Annotated in this window: 17 protein-coding genes, 4 tRNA genes, 1 other RNA gene and 1 pseudogene; 14 read left to right on the forward strand and 9 right to left on the reverse strand. The window is 69.3% G+C overall.

Going from position 1 to position 25,330, the window contains the following annotated elements; all coding sequences use genetic code 11:
- Positions 1–270: 270 nt before the first annotated feature.
- The gene (locus ABZV38_RS15220; RefSeq protein ID WP_356327276.1) at positions 271–3,912 is read right to left on the reverse strand and encodes an AAA domain-containing protein; all 3,642 of its coding nucleotides are present in this window, start codon (positions 3,910–3,912) and stop codon (positions 271–273) included.
- A 307-nt stretch (positions 3,913–4,219) separates the two neighbouring features.
- Between ABZV38_RS15220 and ABZV38_RS15225 the strand changes: the two genes are divergently transcribed.
- The gene (locus ABZV38_RS15225; protein ID WP_356327277.1) at positions 4,220–5,482 is read left to right on the forward strand and encodes a hypothetical protein; all 1,263 of its coding nucleotides are present in this window, start codon (positions 4,220–4,222) and stop codon (positions 5,480–5,482) included.
- A 91-nt stretch (positions 5,483–5,573) separates the two neighbouring features.
- Here ABZV38_RS15225 and ABZV38_RS15230 read toward each other — a convergent pair.
- Positions 5,574–5,661 (reverse strand) — tRNA-Ser (locus tag ABZV38_RS15230).
- Between the two features lie 109 nt (positions 5,662–5,770).
- Here ABZV38_RS15230 and ffs point away from each other — a divergent pair.
- From ffs to ABZV38_RS15260, 6 genes are all read left to right on the forward strand, one after another.
- Positions 5,771–5,867: signal recognition particle sRNA small type (gene ffs, locus ABZV38_RS15235), an RNA gene on the forward strand.
- Positions 5,868–5,982: 115 nt separating this feature from the next.
- A complete protein-coding gene (locus tag ABZV38_RS15240; protein ID WP_356327278.1) occupies positions 5,983–8,163 on the forward strand; it encodes a DNA polymerase III subunit gamma and tau in 2,181 nt (726 codons plus the stop codon).
- A 93-nt stretch (positions 8,164–8,256) separates the two neighbouring features.
- Entirely contained in the window at positions 8,257–9,507 is a 1,251-nt protein-coding gene (gene purD, locus ABZV38_RS15245) for a phosphoribosylamine--glycine ligase (RefSeq protein ID WP_356327279.1), read from the forward strand.
- A 315-nt stretch (positions 9,508–9,822) separates the two neighbouring features.
- Positions 9,823–11,592, forward strand: a complete 1,770-nt coding sequence (locus tag ABZV38_RS15250; protein ID WP_356327280.1) for a hypothetical protein — start codon at positions 9,823–9,825, stop codon at positions 11,590–11,592.
- A 202-nt stretch (positions 11,593–11,794) separates the two neighbouring features.
- Complete coding sequence (locus ABZV38_RS15255; protein WP_356327281.1) at positions 11,795–13,255, forward strand: N,N-dimethylformamidase beta subunit family domain-containing protein; 1,461 nt, start codon at positions 11,795–11,797, stop codon at positions 13,253–13,255.
- A gap of 111 nt (positions 13,256–13,366) precedes the next feature.
- On the forward strand, positions 13,367–14,266 hold the full coding sequence (locus tag ABZV38_RS15260; RefSeq protein ID WP_356327282.1) for a phosphoribosylaminoimidazolesuccinocarboxamide synthase: 900 nt from the start codon (positions 13,367–13,369) through the stop codon (positions 14,264–14,266).
- A 44-nt stretch (positions 14,267–14,310) separates the two neighbouring features.
- Here the strand turns inward: ABZV38_RS15260 and ABZV38_RS15265 are convergent.
- The 6 genes and pseudogenes from ABZV38_RS15265 to ABZV38_RS15290 form a co-directional block, all read right to left on the reverse strand.
- A tRNA-Gly gene (locus tag ABZV38_RS15265) sits at positions 14,311–14,386 on the reverse strand.
- 22 nt (positions 14,387–14,408) lie between these two features.
- On the reverse strand, positions 14,409–14,957 hold the full coding sequence (locus tag ABZV38_RS15270) for a response regulator transcription factor (RefSeq protein ID WP_356327337.1): 549 nt from the start codon (positions 14,955–14,957) through the stop codon (positions 14,409–14,411).
- Positions 14,958–15,002: 45 nt separating this feature from the next.
- Positions 15,003–15,360: pseudogene (locus tag ABZV38_RS15275) on the reverse strand (ABC transporter ATP-binding protein); the annotation flags it as partial.
- A 191-nt stretch (positions 15,361–15,551) separates the two neighbouring features.
- A tRNA-Gly gene (locus tag ABZV38_RS15280) sits at positions 15,552–15,624 on the reverse strand.
- An 81-nt stretch (positions 15,625–15,705) separates the two neighbouring features.
- Positions 15,706–15,777 (reverse strand) — tRNA-Gly (locus ABZV38_RS15285).
- 125 nt (positions 15,778–15,902) lie between these two features.
- Positions 15,903–16,238, reverse strand: a complete 336-nt coding sequence (locus ABZV38_RS15290; protein ID WP_356327283.1) for an Lsr2 family protein — start codon at positions 16,236–16,238, stop codon at positions 15,903–15,905.
- A 382-nt stretch (positions 16,239–16,620) separates the two neighbouring features.
- Here ABZV38_RS15290 and purS point away from each other — a divergent pair, with 382 nt between their 5' ends.
- The 7 genes from purS to purM all read left to right on the forward strand — a co-directional run bounded on the left by purS (position 16,621) and on the right by purM (position 24,698).
- Positions 16,621–16,881, forward strand: coding sequence for a phosphoribosylformylglycinamidine synthase subunit PurS (gene purS / locus ABZV38_RS15295; RefSeq protein WP_030929711.1), 261 nt, complete (start codon positions 16,621–16,623; stop codon positions 16,879–16,881).
- Complete coding sequence (gene purQ, locus ABZV38_RS15300) at positions 16,878–17,558, forward strand: phosphoribosylformylglycinamidine synthase subunit PurQ (protein ID WP_356327284.1); 681 nt, start codon at positions 16,878–16,880, stop codon at positions 17,556–17,558. The genes purS and purQ overlap by 4 nt, the downstream gene beginning before the upstream one ends.
- Entirely contained in the window at positions 17,555–19,804 is a 2,250-nt protein-coding gene (gene purL, locus ABZV38_RS15305) for a phosphoribosylformylglycinamidine synthase subunit PurL (RefSeq protein ID WP_356327285.1), read from the forward strand. The genes purQ and purL overlap by 4 nt, the downstream gene beginning before the upstream one ends.
- Positions 19,805–19,898: 94 nt before the next feature.
- A complete protein-coding gene (locus tag ABZV38_RS15310) occupies positions 19,899–20,699 on the forward strand; it encodes a sterol carrier family protein (protein WP_356327286.1) in 801 nt (266 codons plus the stop codon).
- A gap of 62 nt (positions 20,700–20,761) precedes the next feature.
- Positions 20,762–21,571 carry an META domain-containing protein gene (locus ABZV38_RS15315; protein WP_356327287.1) on the forward strand — a complete coding sequence of 270 codons (810 nt, stop codon included), beginning with the start codon at positions 20,762–20,764 and terminating at the stop codon, positions 21,569–21,571.
- Positions 21,572–22,037: 466 nt separating this feature from the next.
- Positions 22,038–23,564, forward strand: a complete 1,527-nt coding sequence (purF, locus tag ABZV38_RS15320) for an amidophosphoribosyltransferase (RefSeq protein ID WP_356327288.1) — start codon at positions 22,038–22,040, stop codon at positions 23,562–23,564.
- 60 nt (positions 23,565–23,624) lie between these two features.
- Positions 23,625–24,698, forward strand: coding sequence for a phosphoribosylformylglycinamidine cyclo-ligase (purM, locus tag ABZV38_RS15325; RefSeq protein WP_030979950.1), 1,074 nt, complete (start codon positions 23,625–23,627; stop codon positions 24,696–24,698).
- A gap of 167 nt (positions 24,699–24,865) precedes the next feature.
- Here the strand turns inward: purM and ABZV38_RS15330 are convergent, their stop codons facing one another.
- Positions 24,866–25,123 (reverse strand): DUF3073 domain-containing protein, encoded by a 258-nt coding sequence (locus ABZV38_RS15330; protein WP_030929682.1) that lies wholly within the window; start codon positions 25,121–25,123, stop codon positions 24,866–24,868.
- Positions 25,124–25,330: the final 207 nt, after the last annotated feature.

A 25,330-nucleotide genomic window follows, 5' to 3' on the forward strand; every position in this document is an offset into this window, starting at 1 on the left:
GCTGTCCTTCGTCGGTGAGGACGAAAGTAGCCTCCCGGCCGCTGGTGACAGCGACCCATCCTGCACCGACCAGGGTCACCACGGCTTCGACCATCAGCCGTTCGTGGACCCGGAAGGTATCGCACAGGGAGGTCAGGGTCGCGCCTTGGTGAGGGGCGACACCAGCCTGTGCGGCGATCTCCTCCAGAACCCGCCGCTCCAGGCGGCTGTACGGGCGGCCCCGGGCCACACTGAAGTTGACGCTGAACATGCGCACAGGTACGAGGACGATCACGAGTACTCCCTGAGATCAGCCGGGATGCGTACAGCCCTGCCATCCAGGAACCATTCGTCGAGCAGGGTGACGATCTTCTTGAAGGACCACAGGGGCTGGGACTCGTCCTCGAGGCGTACTGCCTGCACCTGGTGGAAGAAGAAGTCCCAGGACCCGACGAGGATCAGCAGGCGCTCCGCCCGCGAGAGGAGCACGTTCATCCGGCCCGGGTCGTCGAGGAACCCCAGGCCGTGGCCGATCTCCTTCTCGTTGTTGCGGACCAGGCTGATGGCGACGATGTCCGCCTGGTTGCCCTGGAAGGAGTCCACGGTGTGGGCGGGGAACCGGTTGCCGTCGGTTGCTTCGGCCTTGAGACCGAGCTGGACCTGCAGCCCGGAGGGCAGGGGTGTGCCCCGCAACTGCTGGCTGAGCAGGCTCACCTGCCGAGAGTACGGGGCGAGTACCGCGAGCTTGCCTTCGCATCCGCCGTCGGGCCCCAGGGTCCGGAGGAAGTTGGTGAGCGCGCGAGCTTCCATCGGATTGGTGTACTTCGACTGGCCGTTGTTCGGGCCGATCTCATGGGTGGCGGCATCGTTGCGGCACCACGGCACATCGAGCCAGACCACAGCCCGGTGACGGATGCCGCTCGGGGTGTGGAAACCGTGACGCACCCGCTCGACCGGTTCGCCCTTCTTGTTCAAGGTGCGGTTCATCAGTCGACCTTGGTAATACGCCTCGGAGATGAGCTGGCCGATATCCGGGTGCATGCGGTGCTGACCGATCAACTGCCCTGCGGACGCCCCCTTCGCTTCGGTGTCCGTGACAAGACGGTCCGCGCCCGTGGCCACGGCGCAGTACTCGTACAGACGGTGGAAGGTCTTCAGCCATTCCTTGGCGTACTCGCGGAACTCGTCCCGGTCCGCCTGACTGCGGCGCTCCCACGTATCGAGCCAATCCTGGTCGAGCATGCCGGACGCCCGCATTTTGAGACGGCCGAGAATGTGCGCCACCGGATCCAGCTTGTCGATTCCCTTGTGGTAGTCCTCGTACCGGTAAGGATCCAGCTGCTTGTGGTCACCGATCAGCAGCCAGCGATGCCCTGCCTGCAGTGGCAGCGCGAGGTCGAACGCGTGCGCCTTGCCCGCCTCCTCGACAATCGACCAGTCGAACGCCTGACCAGCGGCGAGGGCGACCAAGTCGCTGGCGCTGGTAGTGCAGTACGTGAGATTCGCGCCGCGTTTGACCAGTTCGACGAAGTCCGACGAACGCGGTCCGAGATCTCCCTGCTCCTGCATCATGTTGATCTCACTGACCATGGCCTTTGCATCCTCCAGCCAGGTGAGCTGCACCTTGCTGGGCGAGCTCATGGCTTCGAGCTGGGAGATGCTGCGTTGGAGCACCTGCCTGGCCACGCCCTCGACGCCATCCTCCGGCAATGTGGTGCCGGCCTTGTGCGGGCCCCGCAGTCGAATCTGCAGCGGTCTGTCAGCTTCGGGTACGTCCTGGAACGCCTCGCCCACCTTCGACCTGAGCACATCGACAGCTCCGTGGGCCTGAGCAGTGACCAGGACCTGGACGACGGGATCCTCCGTCAGGATCTCGCGCAACAGCCAGGCGACGAGAGTGGTCTTGCCCGTGCCGGGGGGCCCTTGCAGCGTGTAGATGGGCCGTACGCGGAGGATGTCCTCGATACTTGCCCGTTTGGGCTCGTCGACCCGTTCGTGGTCGAGTTCGACAGGGAGCTCGGAGGCGCCTGTGTCCATTCGGACGTGGCTCGGGGTGGCCAGAGAGCGCAGGAGGTATCCGTGCTGGTCGAGCGCGTCGATGGCCTTCTTGCGGCGCCTGAACAGACTGATCTGACCGGGCATGCCAGCGCTGCGGAGGAACCCCTCCTTCTCCAACTTCACCCGGCTTTTACTCAAGCCCGGACGGCTGAGTGTGACGTACTCGGTCGCCTGGTCCATGTCGTCGACCTGCCACACGTTGCCGTCGTCGTCGGACTGGGGGTCCCGGGGTGGGAGCTTCAGGCGGGCGCCGTCGCGGGCTCCCGACAGGATGACCTTGCGGTCGCTGCCCCGTACCTCCTTCTGCAGGAAGTCGATCAAGTCCACGCGGAACGGCTCGAAGACCTCGTGTCCTTCGGGGCGTGCGCGCTCCTTGACCACAGCCTGCTCCACGCCGTTCTCCTGCCACGGGCCGCGGACGACTTCGTACGGGAAGATCTGTGAGTCGAGGAGGAGCAGTTCGATCTGGTTGCTCACGCGGACGAACTCGTGGAAGCGGCTGAGCTCGCGTGAGACCTGCGCGCTGCGGTCGATCTTTGGCAGTGCGGGCTCCCACGACGTGGCGTTCTGCGCGATCGTACGGTCGCGGCCCACCTCGTCCCTGGCATAGGCGAACACGCGGCCGGGCGGGAGTTCGCGGAAGCTATCGTCACCCTCGCTGTAGAGCAGTGGCTGGGCGGACCGACAGTCCGCAACTTGCCAGCTGGACGTGCCGTCCTTCCCCCGGTGCGCCGTGATCCTCAGGCTGAGCCTGCCGCCGACGAGGATGAAGTACGGCCTGTTGGGAACGGCGTACAGGAGAGGTTTCTGCAGGTCTTGGCGGACGAACTCGCATGCCTCCTTTCGATGGATCGGGTCCCCAGGGATAAAAGTCCCCATGGGATCGAGGCGTAGGTGGTCACGCAGCCCGCTGTCCATCAGGTGATCGATGAACTCCAGCCGCCGCAGATCGAGGGCCAAGACGTACTGCGCGTCCTCCTGCTGGGTGCGCAGGGGGTTCGCCAGGGCCCGCGTGATGTCCTGGATCCGGCCGATGATGTCGTACGGCGCGGTCAGGCGTTCCAGCGGGTCTTCGGCGACGAGGTCCAGCAACAGCTTGCGCTCGGCCTCGGTCAGCTCGCTCTTGGAGGTGTCGATGGTCTTGAGCACTCGTGCGTGACGCTCGGGCGGGGGATTGGTCGTGAGGCGTTCGAGGTCGAGGAGTAGCCGAGCGCAGAGGATGCCGAAGGCGAACCAGTCGTCGTCCTGACGCCAGGCAGTCACACCTCCCGTGGCGCGCTCCGGTGGAACTGGCCAGCCGTCGGGAGGCTGGGCTCCTACCGGACGACCTAGTTTGACGGACCATTCGAAGCCACCGAGCCGGAGGGATTCGGCACCGAGGTCTTCATCGAAGAAGAGGGAGTCGAGGTCCACGCCCCGGTGCAGGACCTGGCGCTCGTGCAACAGGTTCAGCCCTGTGGCGACGCGCCGCAAGCCGCTCCACAACTGTTCGCGTGAGGTCGCCCCGCGGTTCGAGAGCCACGGGTAGCGTGCTCGGCGCCGCAGCGCGGTGGCGACGCGTTCGTAGCCCGGTGCCTCTAGGACCATGACGAAACAGTTGTGTTCCCGGTCGAGGCCGGCGTCCTTCAGCGCGACCAGCGCGTCGTCAGCCCTCGGGCTGCTTGCGACCTTGTACAAGGTGCGCAGTTCCTGGTCCCATAGGGCGCGCTGCACCCTGTCCGGTTGCTCACCCTCGTACGTCCACGTCTTGAGCAGGTACGTGTAGCCCTCGCTGAAAGCTTCCCAGACCTGGGATTCGCCGTCACCTATGTGCGGACCCGCGGTGATTTCGTACCTGTTCTGCAGGAGCAACGTTCCGAGTTGGGGAGCCGTCATCCATCCACCTTCAGGGGCTGGGGAGCGGGTGACCAGACACTGCGGACAGTCCTACCCGGTCGCGCGGATGAAGCGTGATCCTACTCACGTTCGCTGAACCAATGCGGCTAGTTTCGGACATGTACGCACACAACTCGGGCAGTCGTGAGGCGAGTTGTCGCGTGGGCCTTGTCCACCTGAGAGTCCGAAGGCCGTTCTGGCCGCTGGATTCGTGCCCGGACAAATCGGTAGCGCAGGGGCGACTACTTCCAACACCGCTAACCATGCGACCTGTTGGAGCGTCAGTGGTCCTTCCTATGGTGGAGGAATGGCAAATGGGGTGTGGCACACCGGATACGGCTTAGAGATCAATCTGTCCCGGCCCGACCTCGGTCACCCGGACCGTCCCGATCTGCTCCAGGAGATCACCGCTAGGGTTTCCGAGCGCAACCCGCAGCTGCTCGAATGCCTCGCCCACCACGACCAGCGCGAGTGTCTGTCCGAGTCGGGCGGCAAGTCGCCCTGGATGTTCATCCGCCGAGGGCGCGTGGGCGGCCGGCGACCGCTCGTCGCCTCGCACCTGCCGATCACGCACAAGGCGACCCCGGCCGAGAGCGCACAACATAAGGCCACCAAGGAGCGGGTCGTCGAGACCGCCGGGCAGTACGGCCTGTATGCCGAGGCCGAGGTTCCCATGGCCAACCGTCGTAGCATCTCGGACGCCGTCGTCACCGGTCCCGGCGGTCTCAGGATCGGCTGGGAGATCCAGTACCACCACCTCAGCCCGAGCAGCGTCCATCGGCGCTCGGTCAACGCTGTGGAGCACGGCATCACCCCGCTCTGGGTGGCGAAGGACCGGACGGCCTCCCTGATCGACCGGGCGCCGTGGGCGCGCGTTGACGACATGCCGTGGAAGGACATCGCCGACGGTAAGGAGATGGTGATCCGCGGCGGGTATCGGCACCTCGAAGTCTGGAAGTGCGTACCGAGCAGCGAGCGCCACTGCCTGATCAGCGAGGGCGCCGGTCATTGTGGCGCGATCCACGCGGACTGGTTTGTGCCCGCGCTGTGCCTTCCTGAGCGGAAGCCCGTCCATATCGAGGACCTGGTTCTGCAAAGTGCGACGGGTGAGAGCGTCCCGGTCTATGTGCCCAGCCGAGGGAACGGCCGCGCTGGCCGGCACATGTGGGTCTCGGTCGATGACCGCACATTGTGGCAGGAGCTCGTGGGCGAGAAGAATCCTTTCCCAGCGTCCCCGGTCGAAGACGAGGACGACGTGATCACCTTCGCCGAGCAGGAGGTCGACCGCACCTGCCGAGCGGGAGAAGAGGGCTGGTTCGTCAGCGACGGCCGGCCTCTGCGTGATCTCGATCAGCCGACCGGTGGCTTCACGTTGCCCCGCATGCCGGTCCAGCGCTCCCGCGACTCGAGCAAGATCACGGACGTAGAGCGTGCCGCCGCCTCCGCCGCGCTGGGATGCCCGCCGTGGGAGCTCGGACTGTGTGCCGGTTGCGGCCAGATGATGCGGCGCTACGGGCGGAACGCCGCCATGTACTGCAACGTGTGCAGGTCCATCCTCAACATGCGTTAGTCAGGAACTGCAACCAAAACTGCAACCACGTACGTCGAAGGGCCCCACCGCAAGCGGTGGGGCCCTTCGACGTATTGCCCGGTGAGAGCAATGGCGGAGGATACGAGATTCGAACTCGTGAGGGGTTGCCCCCAACACGCTTTCCAAGCGTGCGCCCTAGGCCACTAGGCGAATCCTCCGCGGCAAACAATACAAGACGTTGAGGAGTGCTCGCGAACACGTTCCCCGGGGCGGGGTCGGGACGGCGGACCGGTGGACTTGACCGGGGTGGGATCGGCTAAGGTAGGCATCAGCCCCTCACGTGGCGCTATCTGACTGAACTCCCCCAGGGCCGGAAGGCAGCAAGGGTAGGTTGGCTCTGGCGGGTGCGTGGGGGGCCCTTGCGTGTCCGGGGGCCTGTGCGATTTCCCGGTGTCTTCCGGTGGTGCGGGGCCGCCCGGTCCTCGGTGGTGTGCTCGGTCCGGGGCCGGTTGTCAGTCCGCCCCGATAACCTCGTAGGTGTGTCGTCCCTTGCGCTGTACCGCCGCTACCGCCCCGAGTCGTTCGCCGAGGTCATCGGGCAGGAGCATGTCACTGACCCGCTGCAGCAGGCCCTGCGGAACAACCGGGTCAATCACGCGTACCTGTTCAGTGGTCCGCGCGGCTGCGGGAAGACGACCAGCGCGCGCATCCTCGCCCGCTGTCTGAACTGTGAGCAGGGGCCGACGCCGACGCCGTGCGGGGAGTGCCAGTCCTGCCGGGACCTCGCGCGCAACGGGCCGGGGTCGATCGATGTCATCGAGATCGACGCGGCATCGCACGGTGGCGTGGACGACGCCCGTGATCTGCGGGAGAAGGCATTCTTCGGGCCCGCGTCGAGTCGTTACAAGATCTACATCATCGACGAGGCGCACATGGTCACATCGGCGGGGTTCAACGCCCTGCTGAAGGTGGTCGAGGAGCCGCCGGAGCACCTCAAGTTCATCTTTGCGACCACCGAGCCCGAGAAGGTCATCGGCACGATCCGGTCGCGTACGCACCACTACCCGTTCCGCCTCGTGCCGCCGGGGACACTGCGCGAATATCTCGCCGAGGTCTGCGGCAAGGAGAACAGCTACGTCGAGGACGGCGTGCTGCCGCTGGTCGTGCGGGCCGGCGCCGGATCCGTGCGTGACTCGATGTCCGTGATGGACCAGCTGCTGGCGGGCGCGGCCGACGACGGTGTGACATATGCCATGGCGACCTCGCTGCTCGGTTATACGGACGGGTCGCTGCTCGACTCCATCGTGGACGCGTTCGCGGCGGGCGACGGGGCCGCGGCGTTCGAGGTCGTGGACCGGGTGATCGAGGGCGGAAACGACCCGCGGCGCTTCGTCGCCGATCTGCTGGAGCGGCTGCGTGACCTGGTGATCCTGGCCGCAGTGCCGGACGCCGGCGAGAAGGGCCTCATCGACGCACCCGCCGATGTGGTGGAGCGGATGCAGGCCCAGGCGTCCGTCTTCGGCGCCGCCGAGCTGAGCCGCGCCGCCGACCTGGTCAACGAGGGGCTCACGGAGATGCGCGGGGCGACCTCGCCGCGCCTCCAGGTCGAGCTGATCTGCGCCCGCGTGCTGCTGCCCGCAGCCTTCGACGACGAGCGTTCGCTGCAGGCCCGGCTGGACCGGCTGGAGCGTGGTGCCTCCTTCGCGGCCGCCGGGACCGGCCCCGCCATGGGGTACGTAGCGGGGCCGCAGGCGCATGAGCCTGCGGCCATGGTCCCGCCGGGTGGCGGGGTGGCTGCGGCGCGGGCGGCTATGCGGGGGGACGCTCCCGAGGCCGCGCCCCCCGCCGCGCCCGTGCAGCCTGCGCCGTACGCCGCGCCTGCGCAGCCCGCCCCGGCTGCGCCCCCCGCTCCCGCCGCACCTGTCGCTCCCGCTCCGCAGCCGCCCGCCGAGGCTCCCGCGGGTGGGCAGCGTCCCGGGGCGTGGCCCGCCGCGGCCGCGCCGGAGTCCGGGCGCCGCCCCGGCGGCTGGCCCACCGCCTCCGCCCCCGGTCAGGCACCGGCTCCCGTCACCTCTGCGGCCCCCGCCCCGGCCCCGGCGGCCTCCGCTCCCGGTGCCCCCCAGCCGACCCCGAGCCCGGGCATGGCGCAGGGCGCCGCGCAGGTGCGGAACATGTGGCAGGACATCCTGGAGGCCGTGAAGAACCGGCGCCGGTTCACCTGGATCCTGCTCAGCCAGAACGCGCAGGTCACCGGGTTCGACGGCACCACGCTGCAGATCGGCTTCCTCAATGCCGGCGCCCGCGACAACTTCGCGAGCAGCGGCAGCGAGGACGTGCTGAAGCAGGCGCTCGCCGAGCAGTTCAACATGCAGTGGAAGGTCGAGGCGATCGTCGACCCGTCGGGCGGCGCGGGACAACCCCCGCAGACCGGCGGCGGCCGGCCGTCCGCTCCGCCCGCTCCGCAGCGCCCGGCCGCGCCCGCCCCGCAGCCGTACGAGTCCCGGCCCGCACCGGCCCAGCATCAGCAGCCGGGCGCCGGCCCCGCCGCAGCACCCGCCCCGCAGCCGCACACCGCCCCCGAGCCGCCGCGTCCGGTCGCCCCGGAGGACGACACTCCGGAGGCGGACGACCCGGATCTGGTCGACTCGGCGCTTTCCGGCCATGACCTGATCGTCCGGGAGCTGGGGGCCACGGTCGTCGAGGAGTTCACCAACGAGTAGCGCGGGCAGGGCAGGGCCGCGGTACGCCTCAGGGACTGTCCACGGAGCGGCGTCCGTCAAGGCCGCCGCGCCCCGGCGGTTAGGCTGCACACCGTGAAGGTCCTCGTCATCGGCGGCGGCGCCCGCGAACACGCCCTGTGCCGCTCTCTCTCCCTCGACCCCGACGTCACCGCTCTGTACTGCGCGCCCGGCAATGCCGGCATCGCAGAGGTGGCCGAACTGCACCCGGTCGACGCGCTCGACGGCGACGCCGTCGCGCGCCTCGCCACTGAACTGGGCGCCGAGCTGGTGGTCGTCGGCCCGGAGGCACCGCTCGTCGCCGGGGTCGCCGACGCCGTGCGCGCCGCGGGCATCCCCTGCTTCGGCCCCTCCGGTGAGGCGGCCCAGCTGGAGGGCTCCAAGGCGTTCGCCAAGGACGTGATGGCCGGGGCAGGTGTCCCCACCGCCCGCAGCTACGTCTGCACCACCCCCGCCGAGATCGACACCGCCCTCGACGCCTTCGGTGCTCCGTACGTCGTCAAGGACGACGGCCTCGCCGCGGGCAAGGGCGTCGTCGTCACGGATGACATCGAGGCGGCCCGTGCCCACGCCCTGGCCTGCGACCGGGTGGTCATCGAGGAGTTCCTCGACGGCCCCGAGGTGAGCCTTTTCGCGATCACGGACGGCACGACCGTGCTGCCGCTCCAGCCCGCCCAGGACTTCAAGCGGGCCCTCGACAACGACGAGGGACCGAACACCGGCGGCATGGGCGCGTACTCCCCGCTCCCGTGGGCCGACCCCAAGCTGGTCGACGAGGTCATGGAGACGGTCCTCCAGCCGACCGTCGACGAGCTCCGCCGCCGGGGCACCCCCTTCTCCGGGCTGCTGTACGCGGGTCTCGCGATCACTTCGCGCGGCGTCCGTGTCATCGAGTTCAACGCCCGCTTCGGCGACCCGGAGACCCAGGTGGTCCTGGCCCGTCTGAAGACCCCGCTGGCAGGTGTCCTGCTGGGCTCCGCCAACGGCGCCCTCGACGAGCTGCCCCCGCTCAAGTGGCGCGACGACGCCGCGGTCACCGTGGTCATCGCCTCGCACAACTACCCGGACACGCCGCGGACGGGTGACCCGATCCACGGCCTCGACGAGGTGGCGGCGCAGGATGCCCCGCATGCGTACGTCCTGCACGCCGGGACCAGGCGCGACGGCAACGAGATCGTCAGTGCGGGCGGCCGCGTGCTGTCCGTGACCGCGACCGGCGAGGACCTCGCCAGCGCGCGTGAGCGCGCCTACGCGGCGGCCGCGCGGATCCGGCTCGACGGCTCGCAGCTGCGTACGGACATCGCCCGGAAGGCTGCCGGAGTCTGACCGGGCGGCCCCGGCCGGCCCTGCACATCGCGCCCCCTCAGGCCCGAGGCAGAGGGGGCGCGGCATGTCCCGGGGCCTCCCGGCCCGCTGGCCGAGTGCCTCTGCCCTATGGACACCGGTCCGTCAGCACCTTTGCCCAAAGCCATTCCATCGAGTGACGGCTGGGCCATCCGGATGACGCCTGCCGAGGCCCCAACTAGGGTGCGGCGCAAGCGTTCCGGCACTTGGCCCACCGGCATTGCGATGTCAGTGACGGGTGCCACAGTGGGGGAGTGAGCACTACCGCCGCGGGGGCAGAGGGGGTGACGTCCGGCCGTGTCCGGTACCGGTACTGGTGAGGAGCTGGGTGCGCAGGCTGCGCGCGCCCGAGCTCTCGCCCTGCTGCGCATCCGCAGCAGGGCAACAGCCGCGGCCCTGCTGCCGGCGGCGGTCGCCGTCGTGCTGCTCGTCGCGGGCGCGCAGGGCCGTATCGGCGGTGGCGGCTGGGACGCCGTGCGCTGGACCGTGACGGCCTGCGCGGCGGCCGTGCTGCTGGGCGCCGCGGCGTTCTCGGTCGCGATCGTACGAGCGAGGCCGGCGGTCAGTCCGACCGTCCCGCTCACCGAGCAGGCCGCCCCCGATCTCTACCGGCTGGTCCGGGACCTCGCCGACCGGCTCGGTGTCCCCGCGCCGTCGGCGATAGCCCTGACACCTGACTGCGACAGCTGGCTGGAGGACCGCACACACCCTTCCGCACAGCCCGCGGAGAGCCCGGCGGCCCGGCCCGCCGCCTCCGGCGGTCGCCGGCATCGGGTGCCGGTGGCGCCTGTGCTGGTCATCGGGTCGCCGTTCCTGTGGTGGATGCGGGTCGCTGAGCTACGGGCGGTGCTCGCCCCGGTCGTCGCGGGCACGGGCCCCGCCGCCCATCCCGACATAGCCGCCGCCCGCCGTTTCGTACGAGGGCTGGACGGCGCGGTCGCCGACGCGGCCGCCCCCGCCCCCGGGCGGCTCGCACGGCTGCGCAGGCTGCCGCACGGCCTCGTCGGCTGGATCGCCCGGCTGCTGCTGCGCAGCTGTCGTGGCCATGCCGCCGCGATGGAGCGGGGTGTCGCCGCCGCCGCGTCCGAGCGTGCACAGGGTGTGGATTACGGGCTGCGGATCGCGGCTCAGGAGCAGGTCGGCCTCGCCTACGCGGGCTGGGACCGGCTGCTCACCCGGGTCGCGTTGCCGGCCTGGCGGATGGGCCGCTGGCCGTCCCGGCTCGACGCGGGCGTCGTCTCCGCCCTCACTGAACTCTCCCGGCGCGACCGCCTGGCCGATGGCTTCACCTCCCGGCTCGGCGAGCGCCCCGCCTGCGATCTCCTCGAGGAGCCGGGTGCGGCCGACGAGGCGGCCTCGCTGCTGGCCGCCCGTCTCTTCCACGGTGGCCCCGCGGAGACCGGTCCCGACTGGTCCCCCGTCGACTGGCAGCAGTATCCGGAAGAGGTCGTCGACCGGAAGTGGCGTACCGAAGCGGCCCGTCTGCTCCGTGTCCTCGACGCGATGGGCGAATGTCCCGCGTCGGCCGGAGGACCCGATGAGCCGGCCGGGGGAGCCGGGGCTGTCCGGGCCTTCGGGGCTCACGGCGCCGATCCCGTCGATGTCGCCGTGCCCACGCTGGCCCGGGTCGTCGAGCAGCTCTCCGGCCCGGGCGGGCGGGGCGAGGAGCTCGCGGCCGGGATCAGCGCGGCGGTGGCCCGCGAGGAGGCCGTAGCTCCGCAGCAGCCCCCGGCCGGCTCGCTTCCGGGCGACACCTCCGACGGGGACGCCCTGGACTTCTGGGGCACCGACCCGCTGCCGCTCTTCCCGCTCCAGCCGCCCCGTACCGGTACGGAGCTGCTCGCCGACCATGTGGCGGCGATGGTCTGCTGCGCCGCCGTGGACACGGCAGGCGCGGCGCCCGGCCTCGACTGGCTCGACGGGCCCGCCCTGCTGGTTGACGGCGAGCGCCGGGCGGATCTGGGCAGCCCCGTGCTCAGCCTGGTCGAGGACGGGGACGCCGGACCGCTGCGGTGCTGGCTCGCCTCGGTCGGCGTCCGCACCGACAAGCCCGTCCGCCTCGTGTGACCCACGGCCCACCCCGTACCCGCCAACATCTGGAGAAGTGCGTTCCGTTCACGTCAATTCGCGACGAACGGTGACGGAGTGCATGCGTTATGTGATGTGCTGGGGATCGACGCTGGCAGTCGGCGCACCACAGGCTGACACGCGGCACACCACAGTCGGCACACCACCGTTGTCTCGGGGGACTTGAGGGAGGTAAAGCGCTATGGGGGCGGAGCAGATTCGCCGGTGGGAATCGGGTGCCCTCGCGCATGCCGTCTCCGACCCCTTCGGTCAGGGCCCGCTGCCCTGGCTGCGCGGCAGTGAGAACTACTTCGACGACACCGGCCAGGTCGTCCCCTGGTACGCCGATCTCGCCCTGGCCCGCGGCACCGGCGGCGGCACCCGTACCGCCGACGACGTACACCGCCAGATCAAGGGCTTCATCTCGTCCGGCGCCGCGGCCCCCGGCGAGGCGATCGACTTCCACATCACCGTGGACCCGCCTCAGCAGTTCTCCGTGGACATCTACCGGATCGGTCATTACGGGGGCGACGGCGCCGCCAAGATCACCACCAGTCCGCGGCTCTCCGGAATCGTCCAGCCGCCCCCGCTCGCCGCCGACCGCACCGTCTCCTGCCACCACTGGTGGCAGTCCTGGCGGCTGCAGATCCCCACCTACTGGTCGATCGGCGCCTATGTCGCCGTGCTCACCACGGTCGACGGTTACCGCTCCCACATCCCGTTCACGGTCCGTGACGACCACCCGGCCGATCTGCTGCTCGTCCTGCCGGACATCACCTGGCAGGCGTACAACCTCTACCCCGAGGACGGCCGCACCGGCGCCAGCCTCTACCACGCCTGGGACGAGCAGGGCCGGCTCCTCGGCGAGGAGGACGCCGCGGTCACCGTCTCCTTCGACCGCCCGTACGCGGGCGCAGGTCTGCCGCTCCATGTCGGCCATGCCTACGACTTCATCCGCTGGGCCGAGCGGTACGGCTACGACATCGCGTACGCCGACACCCGCGATCTGCACGCGGGCCGGATCGACCCCGGCCGCTACCGGGGCCTGGTCTTCCCGGGTCACGACGAGTACTGGTCGGTCCCGATGCGCCGCACGGTGGAGGCTGCCCGGGACGGCGGCACCTCGTTGGTCTTCCTCTCCGCCAACACCATGTACTGGCAGGTCAGCCTCTCCCCGTCGCCGTCCGGCGTGCCGGACCGGCTGCTCACCTGCCGCAAGCGCCGCGGCCCCGGGAAGCCCGCGCTCTGGCGCGAGGTCGACCGGGCCGAGCAGCAGCTCCTCGGCATCCAGTACGCGGGCCGGGTCCCCGACCCCCACCCACTGGTCGTACGGAACGCGGAGCACTGGCTCTGGGACGCGACCGGGGCCGGCGAGGGCGACGAGATCGATGGCCTGGTCGCGGGCGAGGCCGACCGCTACTTCCCGCGCACCACACTCCCCGAGCACGACAACCGCATCCTGCTCGCCCACTCCCCTTACCAGGACAGCGAAGGCACGACACGGCACCAGGAGACATCCCTGTACCGGGCCCCTTCAGGCGCTCTGGTCTTCGCCTCCGGCACCTTCGCCTGGTCCCCGGCGCTGGACCGCCCCGGCCATGTGGACCCGCGTATCCAGCGCGCCACCGCCAATCTCCTCGACCGCATCTGCAAGCACGCCTGAACGGCGCGTCTCCGCCGCCACACACTGCCCCTGCTCCACCCCGCTCCACCCCACCCCACCCTGATACGGGACAATCGGAGCGACTCCTGGATCAACCTACGCGGAGGCAGCGTGTCCGGATTCGTAGAAAAGCCCGAGCCCGTGGTGGTCCCCGGACTCACCCACCTCCATACCGGCAAGGTGCGGGACCTGTACCGGAACGAGGCGGGCGACCTCGTCATGGTCGCCAGCGACCGTATGTCCGCGTACGACTGGGTCCTGCCCACCGAGATCCCCGACAAGGGGCGCGTCCTCACCCGACTGTCGCTGTGGTGGTTCGACCAGCTCGCCGATCTCGTCCCGAACCACGTCCTGTCCACGGAGCTCCCCGCCGGAGCTCCCGCGGACTGGGCCGGCCGGACGCTGATCTGCAAGTCGCTGCGGATGGTCCCGGTCGAGTGCGTCGCCCGCGGCTACCTGACCGGCTCGGGCCTCGTCGAGTACAACGAGTCCCGTACGGTCTGCGGCCTCGCCCTCCCCGAGGGTCTCGTCGACGGCTCCGAACTCCCGGCGCCGATCTTCACCCCCGCCACCAAGGCGGCCGTCGGCGACCACGACGAGAACGTGTCGTACGAGGAAGTGGCCCGCGAGGTCGGCGCGGAGACCGCGGCCCGGCTCCGCCGCACCACCCTCGACGTCTACGCCCGGGCCCGGGACATCGCCCGCGAGCGCGGCATCATCCTCGCGGACACGAAGTTCGAGTTCGGCTTCGACGGTGACGAGCTGATCATCGCGGACGAGGTGCTGACCCCGGACTCGTCCCGCTTCTGGCCGGCCGCCGCCTGGGAGCCGGGCAAGGCCCAGCCCTCGTACGACAAGCAGTTCGTACGGGACTGGCTGACCTCGCCGGCCTCCGGCTGGGACCGCAAGAGCGAACAGCCGCCCCCGGCGCTGCCGCAGGAGATCGTCGACGCGACCCGGTCGAAGTACCTGGAGGCGTACGAGCTCCTCACCGGCAACACCTGGCAGTAGGACACGAAGAAGGCCCCGGTCACGAGGACCGGGGCCTTCTTGCATGGAGCGAACGACGAGGTTCGAACTCGCGACCTCAACCTTGGCAAGGTTGCGCTCTACCAGCTGAGCTACGTTCGCATGCGCCGAAGCGCGAAGCCCACTATACCCATCCTTGCTCCCGGGCGAGACGCACTGCCGCGTGTCGGTTCTCCGCGCCGAGCTTCGAGGCGGCCGCGGAGAGGCAGTTCCGTACGGTCCCCCGCGACAGGGAGGCCCGCTCCGCGATCTCCGCCACCGGCGCCCCGTCCGCCGTCAGTTCCAGCACCTCGGCCTCGCGCGCGGTCAGCGGCGAGTTCCCGGCGGAGATCGTGTCGGCTGCCAACTCCGGTTTCACATAACGGTTTCCGGCATGCACGGTACGGATGATGCCGGCCGGCTGTCGGGCACCGACCGTCTTCGGCACGAACGCCCGCGCGTCCGCCGCGAGCGCCCGCTTCAGGTGTCCGGGGCGGCCGTGACCGGTCACGATCATGGTCCGGCAGCCGGGCAGTTCAGCCCGCAGCGATGTGGCCACACTCACACCGTCTGCACCCGGCATCTCCAGATCGAGAACCGCCACATCGGGGCGGTGGACCCGCGCCATGGCGAGCACCTCCGGACCCGTCGCCGCCTCCGCGACCACCACGGGGTCGTCCTCCAGCGCGAGCAGCGCGGCGAGCGTACTTCCTGTCCTGACGTCTCACGTGCCGTCGTGGCGTGCATCGAGCCGCAGGAGTTCCACGTCCGACTGCTCTGCCCAGCACAGCAGTTCGCGCAGCGACTCCTGCAGCCGGTGGGTGCGGATCTCGATCTGCCGTCCGTCGGCCGCGGCCCGCAGCCCCAGCGGGAGCCGCCGCGCGCCGACCCCGGCAGGCAGCTCAACCGGATGCGGGCCGGACGGGACGCGGTCACCTCGGCAGGCGTGCCCGCCACCACGATCCGGCCCCGGTGCATGATCGCCGGCCGGCCGGCCGGCGAGGGATTCCGCCTCTTCCAGGTAGTGCGTGGTGAGCAGGACCGTCGTGCCGCCGTCCCGCAGTGTCTTCCAGCAGTTCGACGGTGGACGTCTTGCCCGCCCCGTTCGCCTCGATCAGGCATTCATCGCTGGTCATGCCTTCAGATTTCCGCCGGATCACGACCGCGAGCTGTGCGCGCTGTCACCACTGCTCATGACAAACGTCATGGGCGGTCACGGAGTCGGGCGCCGGAATACGACGAAGGCCCTGGTCGATATCGACCAGGGCCTTCGAACTACACGATCAAGAGCGGACGACGAGATTCGAACTCGCGACCCTCACCTTGGCAAGGTGATGCTCTACCAACTGAGCCACGTCCGCATTGCCGCCGCTCAGCTTTCACTGGGCGGTGCGAGCACCACTCTACCTGATCCACCACAGTGGTCCATAAGAGCGATGCAGAGCGGGTGACAGGAATTGCACACTGCGCCTTCCCCCTGGAAGGGGGATGTTCTGCTACTGAACTACACCCGCACGCTGCGTGAGGTTCGGCCTTTCGGCCTTGCCCCTCGGCGTGCTCCAGACTCTAGCCGACCTGATGGGGTGTCGCGCAAGTCGGTGCCTGCGGGGTGTCGCTGCAGCGTGCGCTCCGGTGCCCCTCAACTTGCCTCGCGGAAGGCCTCGTAGACCTTCTTGGGGATCCGGCCGCGGGCCGGTACGTCCATTCGGTGGGACCGGGCCCAGGCGCGCACGGCCGCCGGGTCGGGTGCGAGCGAGGTGTGCCGGTACGACACGGGAGTCTTGCCGTGCTTGCTGGCATTTGTCTGCTTACGGCCGGCTGCCATGTACGGGGCCAGAGCCTTGCGCAGTTTCTTTGCATTGGACGGATTCAGGTCGATCTCGTACGACTTCCCGTCCAGGGCGAAGGTAACCGTTTCCGCCGCTGCTCCCCCGTCGATGTCGTCGGAGAGCGTGACCACTACGCGCTGAGCCACGGATATTGGTCCTTTCCTACGGCACCGGCGCGTCTGGCATGCGCTGATGCCGGCCTTCCGGCTGCTGGGCGGATGAGGGCCGACATGTGTCGACTGTTTAGAGGCAATACTGCTTTCCCTGCTAATCATTTGTACAGCGGTAGGCACCGCATTGTGAAGCCCAGCCAATTACCTCCGCGTGTCCGCCTTCTATGCGCGATCCCGTGAGGATTTTTTTTGCGGGATTTTTCCCGCACGTTGTCACGGCCGATATCTCCGCGTGATCACGGCCCGCCGATATCTACCCGCGTAGAATTTCTGGCCAGGTAGGCTGAGGTCACCTGCGGGGGTCTGGGGAGCCCCCCGGAGAAACAGCCGCACCACACCACCACCGGGAGTGCCAGTGGCACGCGTCGTAGTCGACGTCATGCTCAAGCCCGAGATCCTCGACCCGCAGGGACAGGCGGTGCAGCGTGCACTGCCCCGTCTCGGCTTCGAGGGAATCGCGGACGTACGTCAGGGAAAGCGTTTCGAGCTCGAGGTCGAGGGGCCGGTCGACGATGCCGCCCTCACCCGCATTCATGAGATGGCCGAGACGTTCCTCGCCAACACCGTCATCGAGGACTTCACCGTGAAGGTGGAGAAGGCCGAGGAGTCGAAGTGACTGCTCGTATCGGAGTCGTCACCTTTCCCGGCACGCTCGACGACCAGGACAGCCTGAGGGCCGTCCGGGTCGCGGGCGCCGAACCCCTATCGCTGTGGCACCGCGACAAGGACCTGCACCAGGTCGACGCGGTCATCCTGGCGGGCGGCTTCTCCTACGGCGACTATCTGCGGGCCGGAGCCATCTCCCGGTTCTCGCCGGTCATGGAGACCGTCATCGAGCAGGCCAAGGCCGGAATGCCGGTCCTCGGTATCTGCAACGGCTTCCAGATTCTGACCGAGGCGCATCTGCTGCCCGGCGCGATGTTGCGCAACAACCACCTGCACTTCATCTGCCGCGACCAGAAGCTGCGTGTCGAGAACGCGGAGACTGCCTGGACCTCGGACTACTCCGCAGGCCAGGAAATCTCCGTACCGCTCAAGAACATGGACGGGCGTTACGTCGCCGACGAGCGCGTCCTCGACGAGCTGGAAGCGGAGGGCCGCGTCGCCTTCCGCTACCTGGACGTGAACCCCAACGGTTCGCTGCGCGACATCGCCGGCATCACCAACGCCGCAGGCAATGTCGTCGGTCTGATGCCGCACCCGGAGCACGCCGTCGAGCCGCTGATCGGAACCGGTCGCACCGACGGCCTCGGTTTCTTCACCTCGATCATCAAGAAGCTGGTCAACGCATGAGCCTGGATACGGTCAAGCACGCGGCCGAGACCCCGGACGTCGCGCAGCCCTGGAAGGAGCTCGGCCTCAAGGAGGACGAGTACGCCCGGATCCGCGAGATCCTGGGCCGCCGTCCCACCGGCGCCGAGCTCGCCATGTACTCCGTGATGTGGTCCGAGCACTGCTCGTACAAGAGCAGCAAGGTTCACCTCAAGCAGTTCGGCGAGAAGGTCCCCGCCAACGACGCGATGCTCGTCGGCATCGGCGAGAACGCCGGTGTGGTCGACGTCGGTCAGGGTTACGCGGTCACCTTCAAGGTCGAGTCGCACAACCATCCCTCGTACATCGAGCCCTACCAGGGCGCGGCCACCGGCATCGGCGGCATCGTCCGCGACATCCTCGCCATGGGTGCCCGCCCCGTCGCGGTCGTCGACCCGCTGCGGTTCGGCGCTGCCGACCATCCCGACACCAAGCGGGTCCTGCCCGGCGTCGTCGCGGGCATCGGCGGGTACGGCAACTGCCTGGGTCTGCCGAACATCGGCGGCGAGGTCGTCTTCGACGCCTGCTACCAGGGCAACCCGCTCGTCAACGCCGGCTGCATCGGCGTGATGAAGCACGAGGACATCCACCTCGCCAAGGCCTCCGGCCCCGGCAACAAGGTGATCCTGTACGGCGCCCGCACCGGCGGCGACGGCATCGGCGGCGTCTCGGTCCTGGCCTCGGAGACCTTCGAGTCGACCGGCCCGGCCAAGCGTCCGGCCGTCCAGGTCGGCGACCCGTTCCAGGAGAAGCTCCTCATCGAGTGCACCCTGGAGATCTTCGGCGAGAAGCTCGTCGCCGGTATCCAGGACCTCGGCGGTGCCGGCCTGTCCTGCGCCACCTCCGAGCTGGCCTCCGCCGGCTCCGGCGGTATGCGTGTCGAGCTGGACACCGTTCCGCTGCGCGACTCCTCCCTCTCGCCCGAGGAAATCCTCATGAGCGAGTCGCAGGAGCGCATGTGCGCGATCGTCGAGCCGGGCAAGGTCGACCGCTTCCTGGAGATCTGCGAGAAGTGGGACGTCATCGCCACCGTCATCGGTGAGGTGACCGAGGGCTCGCAGCTGGAGATCTTCTGGCACGGCGAGCAGATCGTCGACGTGCCGCCGCGGTCCGTCGCCCACGAGGGCCCGACGTACCACCGCCCGTTCGCCCGCCCGTCCTGGCAGGACGCGCTGCAGGCCGACGACGCGAACAAGCTGGCCCGCCCGGCGAATGCGGCCGAGCTGCGTGAGCAGGTCCTCAAGCTGGTCGCCTCGCCGAACCAGGCATCGAAGGCGTGGATCACGGACCAGTACGACCGGTTCGTGCAGGGCAACACCGTGCTCGCGATGCCCGAGGACGCCGGCATGGTCCGGATCGACGAGAAGTCGAACCTGGGCGTGGCCATGGCGACCGACGGCAACGGCCGGTACGCGAAGCTCGACCCGTACACGGGCGCGCAGCTCGCCCTGGCGGAGGCGTACCGCAATGTCGCCACCTCCGGCGCCAAGCCGCTCGCCATCTCGGACTGCCTGAACTTCGGTTCGCCCGAGGACCCGGACGTCATGTGGCAGTTCGCCGAGGCCACCCGTGGTCTCGCGGACGGCTGCCTGGAGCTCGGCACCCCGGTCACCGGCGGCAATGTGTCGCTGTACAACCAGACCGGTGAGACGGCGATCCACCCGACGCCGGTCGTGGCCGTGCTCGGTGTGATCGACGACGTGACGCGGCGTACGCCGGTCGCCTTCAAGGAAGAGGGCCAGCTCCTCTACCTGCTCGGCGACACGCGTGAGGAGTTCGGCGGCTCGGCCTGGTCCGAGGTCGTCCACAACCACCTCGGCGGGCTGCCGCCCAAGGTCGACCTGGGCCGCGAGAAGCTGCTCGGCGAGATCCTGATCTCGGCGTCCCGCGACGGCATGGTCGACGCGGCGCACGACCTCTCCGACGGCGGTCTGATCCAGGCGGTCACCGAATCCTGCCTCCGTGGCGGGAAGGGTGCCCGGCTGGTCGTGCCGGACGGTCTGGACGCGTTCACGTTCCTCTTCTCGGAGTCGGCGGGCCGCGCGGTCGTCTCGATTCCGCGCAGCGAGGAGCTCCGCTTCAACGACATGTGCGGGGCGCGGGGTCTGCCGGTCACCCGGATCGGTGTCGTGGACGGCGAGGAGATCGAGGTCCAGGGCGAGTTCAGCATCCCGCTGAGCGAGCTCCGTACGGCACACGAGGCGACGATTCCGGGTCTGCTCGCCTGAGCCGGACGCGCTGTTCCACTGCGATACGTCTGAGCCCCCGCCCGGTCCGCCGGGCGGGGGCTTCGTCGTGGGGACACCCCGTAGGCTCGCTGCCATGCCGCCGTCCCAGAAGCGCGCCCGCCGCTACGACCTCGTCCGGACGCGAACCGCCGTACAGGCGCAGTTCGCGCATGTCCGGGCTGCAGTCGGCACGTTGACGCCCGATCAGCTCGCTCTGCCGACCCGGCTCGGGGAGTGGACGGTGCGCGAGCTCGTCGCCCATCTGGCGATGGCCGTTTCGCATGTCTGCCGGAACCTGGAGCTGCCGGAGCCGCCCGGCGAGAAACCCGACCTCACGCTGCTGGAGTGGCCGTTCTCGACCGCCGGGCGAGCCGGCCGGATTGCCGATGACGCCAAGGCGCTCGCTGCGGACCGCCCCGACCTCGGCGCGTTGTACGCGGAGGTCGCCGACCGGTTCGAGGCGGTGGTGCCGGGCGTGGGCGAGGACCGGCTGCTGCCCACCCGGGTGGGAGTGATGCGGCTGGGCGACTTCCTCGTCACCCGCACGGTCGAACTCGTCGTGCACACGGACGACCTGAACGCGGCGACCGGGCTGGACATCCCGTACGACCGGCAGGCCCTCGCCGCCTGCACCCGGCTGCTCACGGACGCCCTCGCGCAGAAGGCACCCGGCGGCTCGGTCGAGGTGCGCGTCCCGCCGTTCGCCGTCGTCCAGTGCGTCCAGGGGCCGAAGCACACCCGCGGTACGCCGCCCAATGTCGTCGAGACCGATCCGCTGACCTGGATCCGGCTCGCCACCGGGCGTATGCAGTGGTCCCGGGCGCTCGACGAGGCGAAGGCCAGCGCGAGCGGTGAGCGGGCCGATCTGGGCGATCTGCTGCCGCTGCTCGGCTGAGAGGAAGGCGGGGGAACCGGATCGGCTCCTCGTCCCGTCACATGGCCATGTTCGGACAACGTATGGCTGTCAGCGTCCTGGCCCTCCTCACTCTCGTCGCCTGCGGTACGGAGTCGGGTTCCCGAGCCGGTCCCGGTTCGGGAACCGACGACAGCGACTCCGTACGGACCGGCCCTACCGTCACCGGCATCCACTGGAAGGCCGACTCCGTGACGGTCGGCGGCAAGAAGACCGCAGCTCCTGACGGCGTCCATGTCACGATCACACCCGACGGCAAGGCCACCGGAAACTTCGGCTGCAACCACTTCTCCGCCACGGTCAGGATGAAGGGCGACGGCCTCATCGTCACCCGGGTGGCGTCGACCGCGATGGGCTGCGAGAAGGACGTCGAGAAGTTCGAGAGGGCCATGGCCCGCGCCTTCAGCGGCACGCTCACCGCGGCCGTGGCGGACAGGACCCTCACCCTGACCACGGCGAAGGGCGACGTCCTCGCATTCACCTCGGAGCCTTCGGCCCCGCTCATCGGCACCACCTGGACCGTGACCGCTCTGGTCTCCGGCTCGGTCGCCTCGTCGCTGCCCGCCGGTGCGGGGAAGAAGGCGCAGCTGACCTTCGGCAAGGACGACTCCGTACAGGGCAGCCCCGGCTGCAACCAGATCCGCGGCACAGCGACGGTCTCCGGCTCCAGCGTCACGTTCGGCCGGATCAACGGCACCAAGATGATGTGCCCGGATCCGCAGATGAAGGTGGAGCGCGCGCTGCTCGCGATCCTGGACGGGCGGGCGACGTACCGGATCGATCACCGCACGCTGACCCTCACCGCGGCGAGCGGGGAGGGGTTCAGCGCCACGGCAGCCGCACCCGGGAAGTGAATCAGGGCCGGCAGCTTCGGCTCGGCCCGTGCCCGTCTCGCACTCCGGACCGGGCGACACGCACCCGCAGCCCCGCCCGCAGCGCACTCGACAGTGACGCCGCCGGGTGCGCCGAAGCCGCATAGCGGCCTCCGTGTCCTGCGTCGGGTGTGAGGCTCGCCACGAAACGAGCGTTCGGCCAGCGCTCCCGACGCCCTGCCGGCGGACTCACCGAGCGCCACCACCGGGCCCGGCGCCCCCGGGAACACCCCCTGGCCTGAACTAGCCGGTAACCCGCCGGCAGGCCCGGCGTCAGCCGCCCTGCGGCGGATCCTGCCCCGCCTCCGCCCCCGCCGACAGCCGACAGCCATCACTGTCCGTGATCACTCGATTCGCCCCGGGAGCAGTGCTTCGGCGCCCTTCCCAGGTGTTCCGGAGAGGTCTGCCCAATTCGGACCAGTGACCGATCTCGCCTACACTCGGTGGCGTGCCCCGTGGTGATGGACGACTCAACCACGACCTGCTCCCCGGAGAGAAAGGCCCCCAGGACGCTTGTGGCGTCTTCGGTGTCTGGGCTCCGGGTGAAGAGGTCGCCAAGCTCACCTATTTCGGACTGTATGCCCTGCAGCACCGTGGACAGGAGTCCGCGGGTATCGCAGTGAGCAACGGGTCCCAGATCCTGGTCTTCAAGGACATGGGACTGGTCTCGCAAGTCTTCGACGAAACGTCTCTGGGATCTCTCCAGGGCCATATCGCGGTCGGTCATGCCCGCTACTCCACCACCGGTGCCTCGGTGTGGGAGAACGCGCAGCCGACGTTCCGTGCCACCGCGCACGGCTCGATCGCCCTGGGTCACAACGGCAACCTGGTCAATACGGCCCAGCTCGCCGAGATGGTCGCCGACCTTCCCCGCAAGGACGGCCGCGCCACCCAGGTCGCCGCCACGAACGACACCGATCTGGTGACTGCGCTGCTCGCCGGCCAGACCGACGACGACGGCAAGCCGCTCACGATCGAGGAGGCCGCCACCAAGGTGCTTCCCGATGTGAAGGGCGCCTTCTCGCTCGTCTTCATGGACGAGCACACCCTCTATGCCGCTCGCGACCCGCAGGGCATCCGCCCGCTGGTCCTCGGCCGGCTGGAGCGTGGCTGGGTGGTGGCCTCCGAGTCCGCCGCCCTCGACATCTGCGGCGCCAGCTTCGTCCGTGAGATCGAGCCGGGCGAGCTCGTCGCCATCGACGAGAACGGTCTGCGCACCTCGCGGTTCGCGGAAGCGAAGCCCAAGGGCTGCATCTTCGAGTACGTCTATCTGGCCCGCCCCGACACCGACATCGCCGGGCGGAATGTGTACCTCTCCCGCGTGGAGATGGGCCGCAAGCTGGCCGCCGAGGCCCCGGTCGAGGCCGATCTGGTCATAGCTACCCCGGAGTCCGGCACCCCCGCCGCCATCGGTTACGCGGAGGCCAGCGGCATCCCGTTCGGTGCCGGTCTGGTCAAGAACGCGTATGTCGGCCGGACCTTCATCCAGCCGTCCCAGACCATTCGCCAGCTGGGCATCCGCCTCAAGCTGAACCCGCTCAAGGAAGTCATCAAGGGCAAGCGTCTGGTGGTCGTCGACGACTCGATCGTCCGCGGCAACACCCAGCGCGCGCTGGTCCGGATGCTCCGCGAGGCCGGCGCCGCCGAGATCCACATCCGGATCTCGTCCCCGCCGGTGAAGTGGCCCTGCTTCTTCGGTATCGACTTCGCGACCCGCGCGGAGCTGATCGCCAACGGCATGACGGTCGACGAGATCTGCACGTCGATGGGTGCCGACTCGCTCGCGTACATCTCGCTCGACGCGATGGTCGAAGCGACGACGATCGCCAAGCCGAACCTGTGCCGCGCCTGCTTCGACGGTGAGTACCCGATGGAGCTCCCGGACCCGGAGCTGCTCGGCAAGCAGCTGCTGGAGACCGAGCTGGCGGCAGGCCCCGCGGCCACCGCCGCGACCGACGCGCTGCGTCGGCCGTGACCGGTCAGGCACACCGGCCCTGCCACCAGCCCCGTATTTCCACACGAAAGATCCCAGGCAATGTCTGAGACAACAGGTGCTTCCTACGCGGCAGCGGGCGTCGACATCGAGGCCGGCGACCGTGCCGTCGAGCTGATGAAGGAGTGGGTGAAGAAGACGCAGCGCGCTGAAGTCGCGGGCCTTGGCGGCCTGGGCGGTTTCGCCGGCCTCTTCGACGCCTCGGCGCTCAAGCGTTACGAGCGTCCGCTCCTCGCCTCCGCCACCGACGGCGTCGGTACGAAGGTCGACCTCGCCCGCCAGATGGGTGTGTACGACACCATCGGCCACGACCTCGTCGGCATGGTCGTCGACGACCTGGTCGTCTGCGGCGCCGAGCCGCTCTTCATGACCGACTACATCTGCGTCGGCAAGGTGCACCCCGAGCGCGTCGCGTCCATCGTGAAGGGCATCGCCGAGGGCTGTGTCCTGGCGGGCTGTGCCCTGGTCGGTGGCGAGACCGCCGAGCACCCGGGCCTGCTCGGCCCCGACGACTTCGATGTCGCCGGCGCCGGTACGGGCGTGGTCGAGGCCGACCGGCTGCTCGGCCCGGACCGTATCCGTAAGGGTGACGCGGTCATCGCGATGGCGTCGTCCGGACTTCACTCCAACGGGTACTCGCTCGTCCGCCACGTCGTCTTCGACCGGGCCGGCTGGGCGCTGGACCGGGACGTCGAGGAGTTCGGCCGCACGCTCGGCGAGGAGCTCCTGGAGCCCACCAAGATCTACTCGCTGGACTGCCTGGCGCTGACCCGCACGACCGAGGTGCACGGCTTCAGCCACGTCACCGGTGGCGGCCTCGCCAACAACCTCGCCCGGGTCATCCCCGACGGGCTGCACGCCACGGTCGACCGCTCCACCTGGACGCCCGGCGCAGTCTTCGACCTGGTCGGCAAGGCCGGTCAGGTCGAGCAGCTGGAGCTGGAGAAGACGCTCAACATGGGTGTCGGCATGATCGCGATCGTCCCCGCGGAATCGGTGGACGTCGCGCTGACGACGCTGGCCGACCGCGGAGTCGACTCCTGGGTCGCCGGTGAGATCACGGATCGCGGCACGCATGCCACGGGCGCCGAGCTCACGGGTTCGTACGCGCGATAGGCGGGGTGGGGGCAGGACGCACCGGAGCCGTCCGGTGGCTGTTCTGCCCTCCATCGCCGGGCGGGCCGGGAATGCCCGCATCTCGGCCCGGCACGACTCATCCGGATCCGGACAGCACAGAACCCGGTCCGGGCAAGCCCGAACCGGGTTGTTGTGTCAGCGCGAGGTCAAGCGCCGCGGCGCTGTGACGACGGACCGGACTGATCGTCCTCGTCCTCGTCCTCGTCGTCGTTGTACAGATCCGCGTACTGTGCGTACGGGTCATCTTCCTCGTCGTCGTCCTCGAACGGCTCTGCGTTCGGTGGTTGACTCGAAGGCGATGCGCCCAGCTCATTGGCCAGACGCGACAGGTCAGTCCCGCCGCTGCTGTACTTCAGCTGGCGGGCGACCTTTGTCTGCTTGGCCTTTGCCCGGCCGCGCCCCATGGCTCGACCCCCTCGGTGACGGGGCTCGACGGCCCCAGAGTCTTGACACGCGTTCATGTTTCAGGACGGACTCTCGGCAGAGAGACCGTGCCCGTAGGGCTTTAACGGTACCTGCTTCCGTGGCCATACGGTACGCCGCCCGCATCACACGCCCCGGAACAGGACCAGCAAGGAGCCCCGTCCTCGCTGGTCAACTGCGATTTTAAC

The organism is Streptomyces sp. NPDC005181 (assembly GCF_040608395.1).
Taxonomy (GTDB): domain Bacteria; phylum Actinomycetota; class Actinomycetes; order Streptomycetales; family Streptomycetaceae; genus Streptomyces.

Bases quoted from the DNA above. Each gene is read 5' to 3' on its own strand.
- ABZV38_RS15225 (WP_356327277.1), top strand. From the start codon at position 4,220: ATGGCAAATGGGGTGTGGCACACCGGATACGGCTTAGAGATCAATCTG.
- ABZV38_RS15315 (WP_356327287.1), top strand. From the start codon at position 20,762: ATGGCTGTCAGCGTCCTGGCCCTCCTCACTCTCGTCGCCTGCGGTACG.
- ABZV38_RS15330 (WP_030929682.1), bottom strand. From the start codon at position 25,123: ATGGGGCGCGGCCGGGCAAAGGCCAAGCAGACAAAGGTCGCCCGCCAG.
- ABZV38_RS15310 (WP_356327286.1), top strand. From the start codon at position 19,899: ATGCCGCCGTCCCAGAAGCGCGCCCGCCGCTACGACCTCGTCCGGACG.
- purM (WP_030979950.1), top strand. From the start codon at position 23,625: ATGTCTGAGACAACAGGTGCTTCCTACGCGGCAGCGGGCGTCGACATC.
- ABZV38_RS15255 (WP_356327281.1), top strand. From the start codon at position 11,795: ATGGGGGCGGAGCAGATTCGCCGGTGGGAATCGGGTGCCCTCGCGCAT.
- purL (WP_356327285.1), top strand. From the start codon at position 17,555: ATGAGCCTGGATACGGTCAAGCACGCGGCCGAGACCCCGGACGTCGCG.
- ABZV38_RS15220 (WP_356327276.1), bottom strand. From the start codon at position 3,912: ATGACGGCTCCCCAACTCGGAACGTTGCTCCTGCAGAACAGGTACGAA.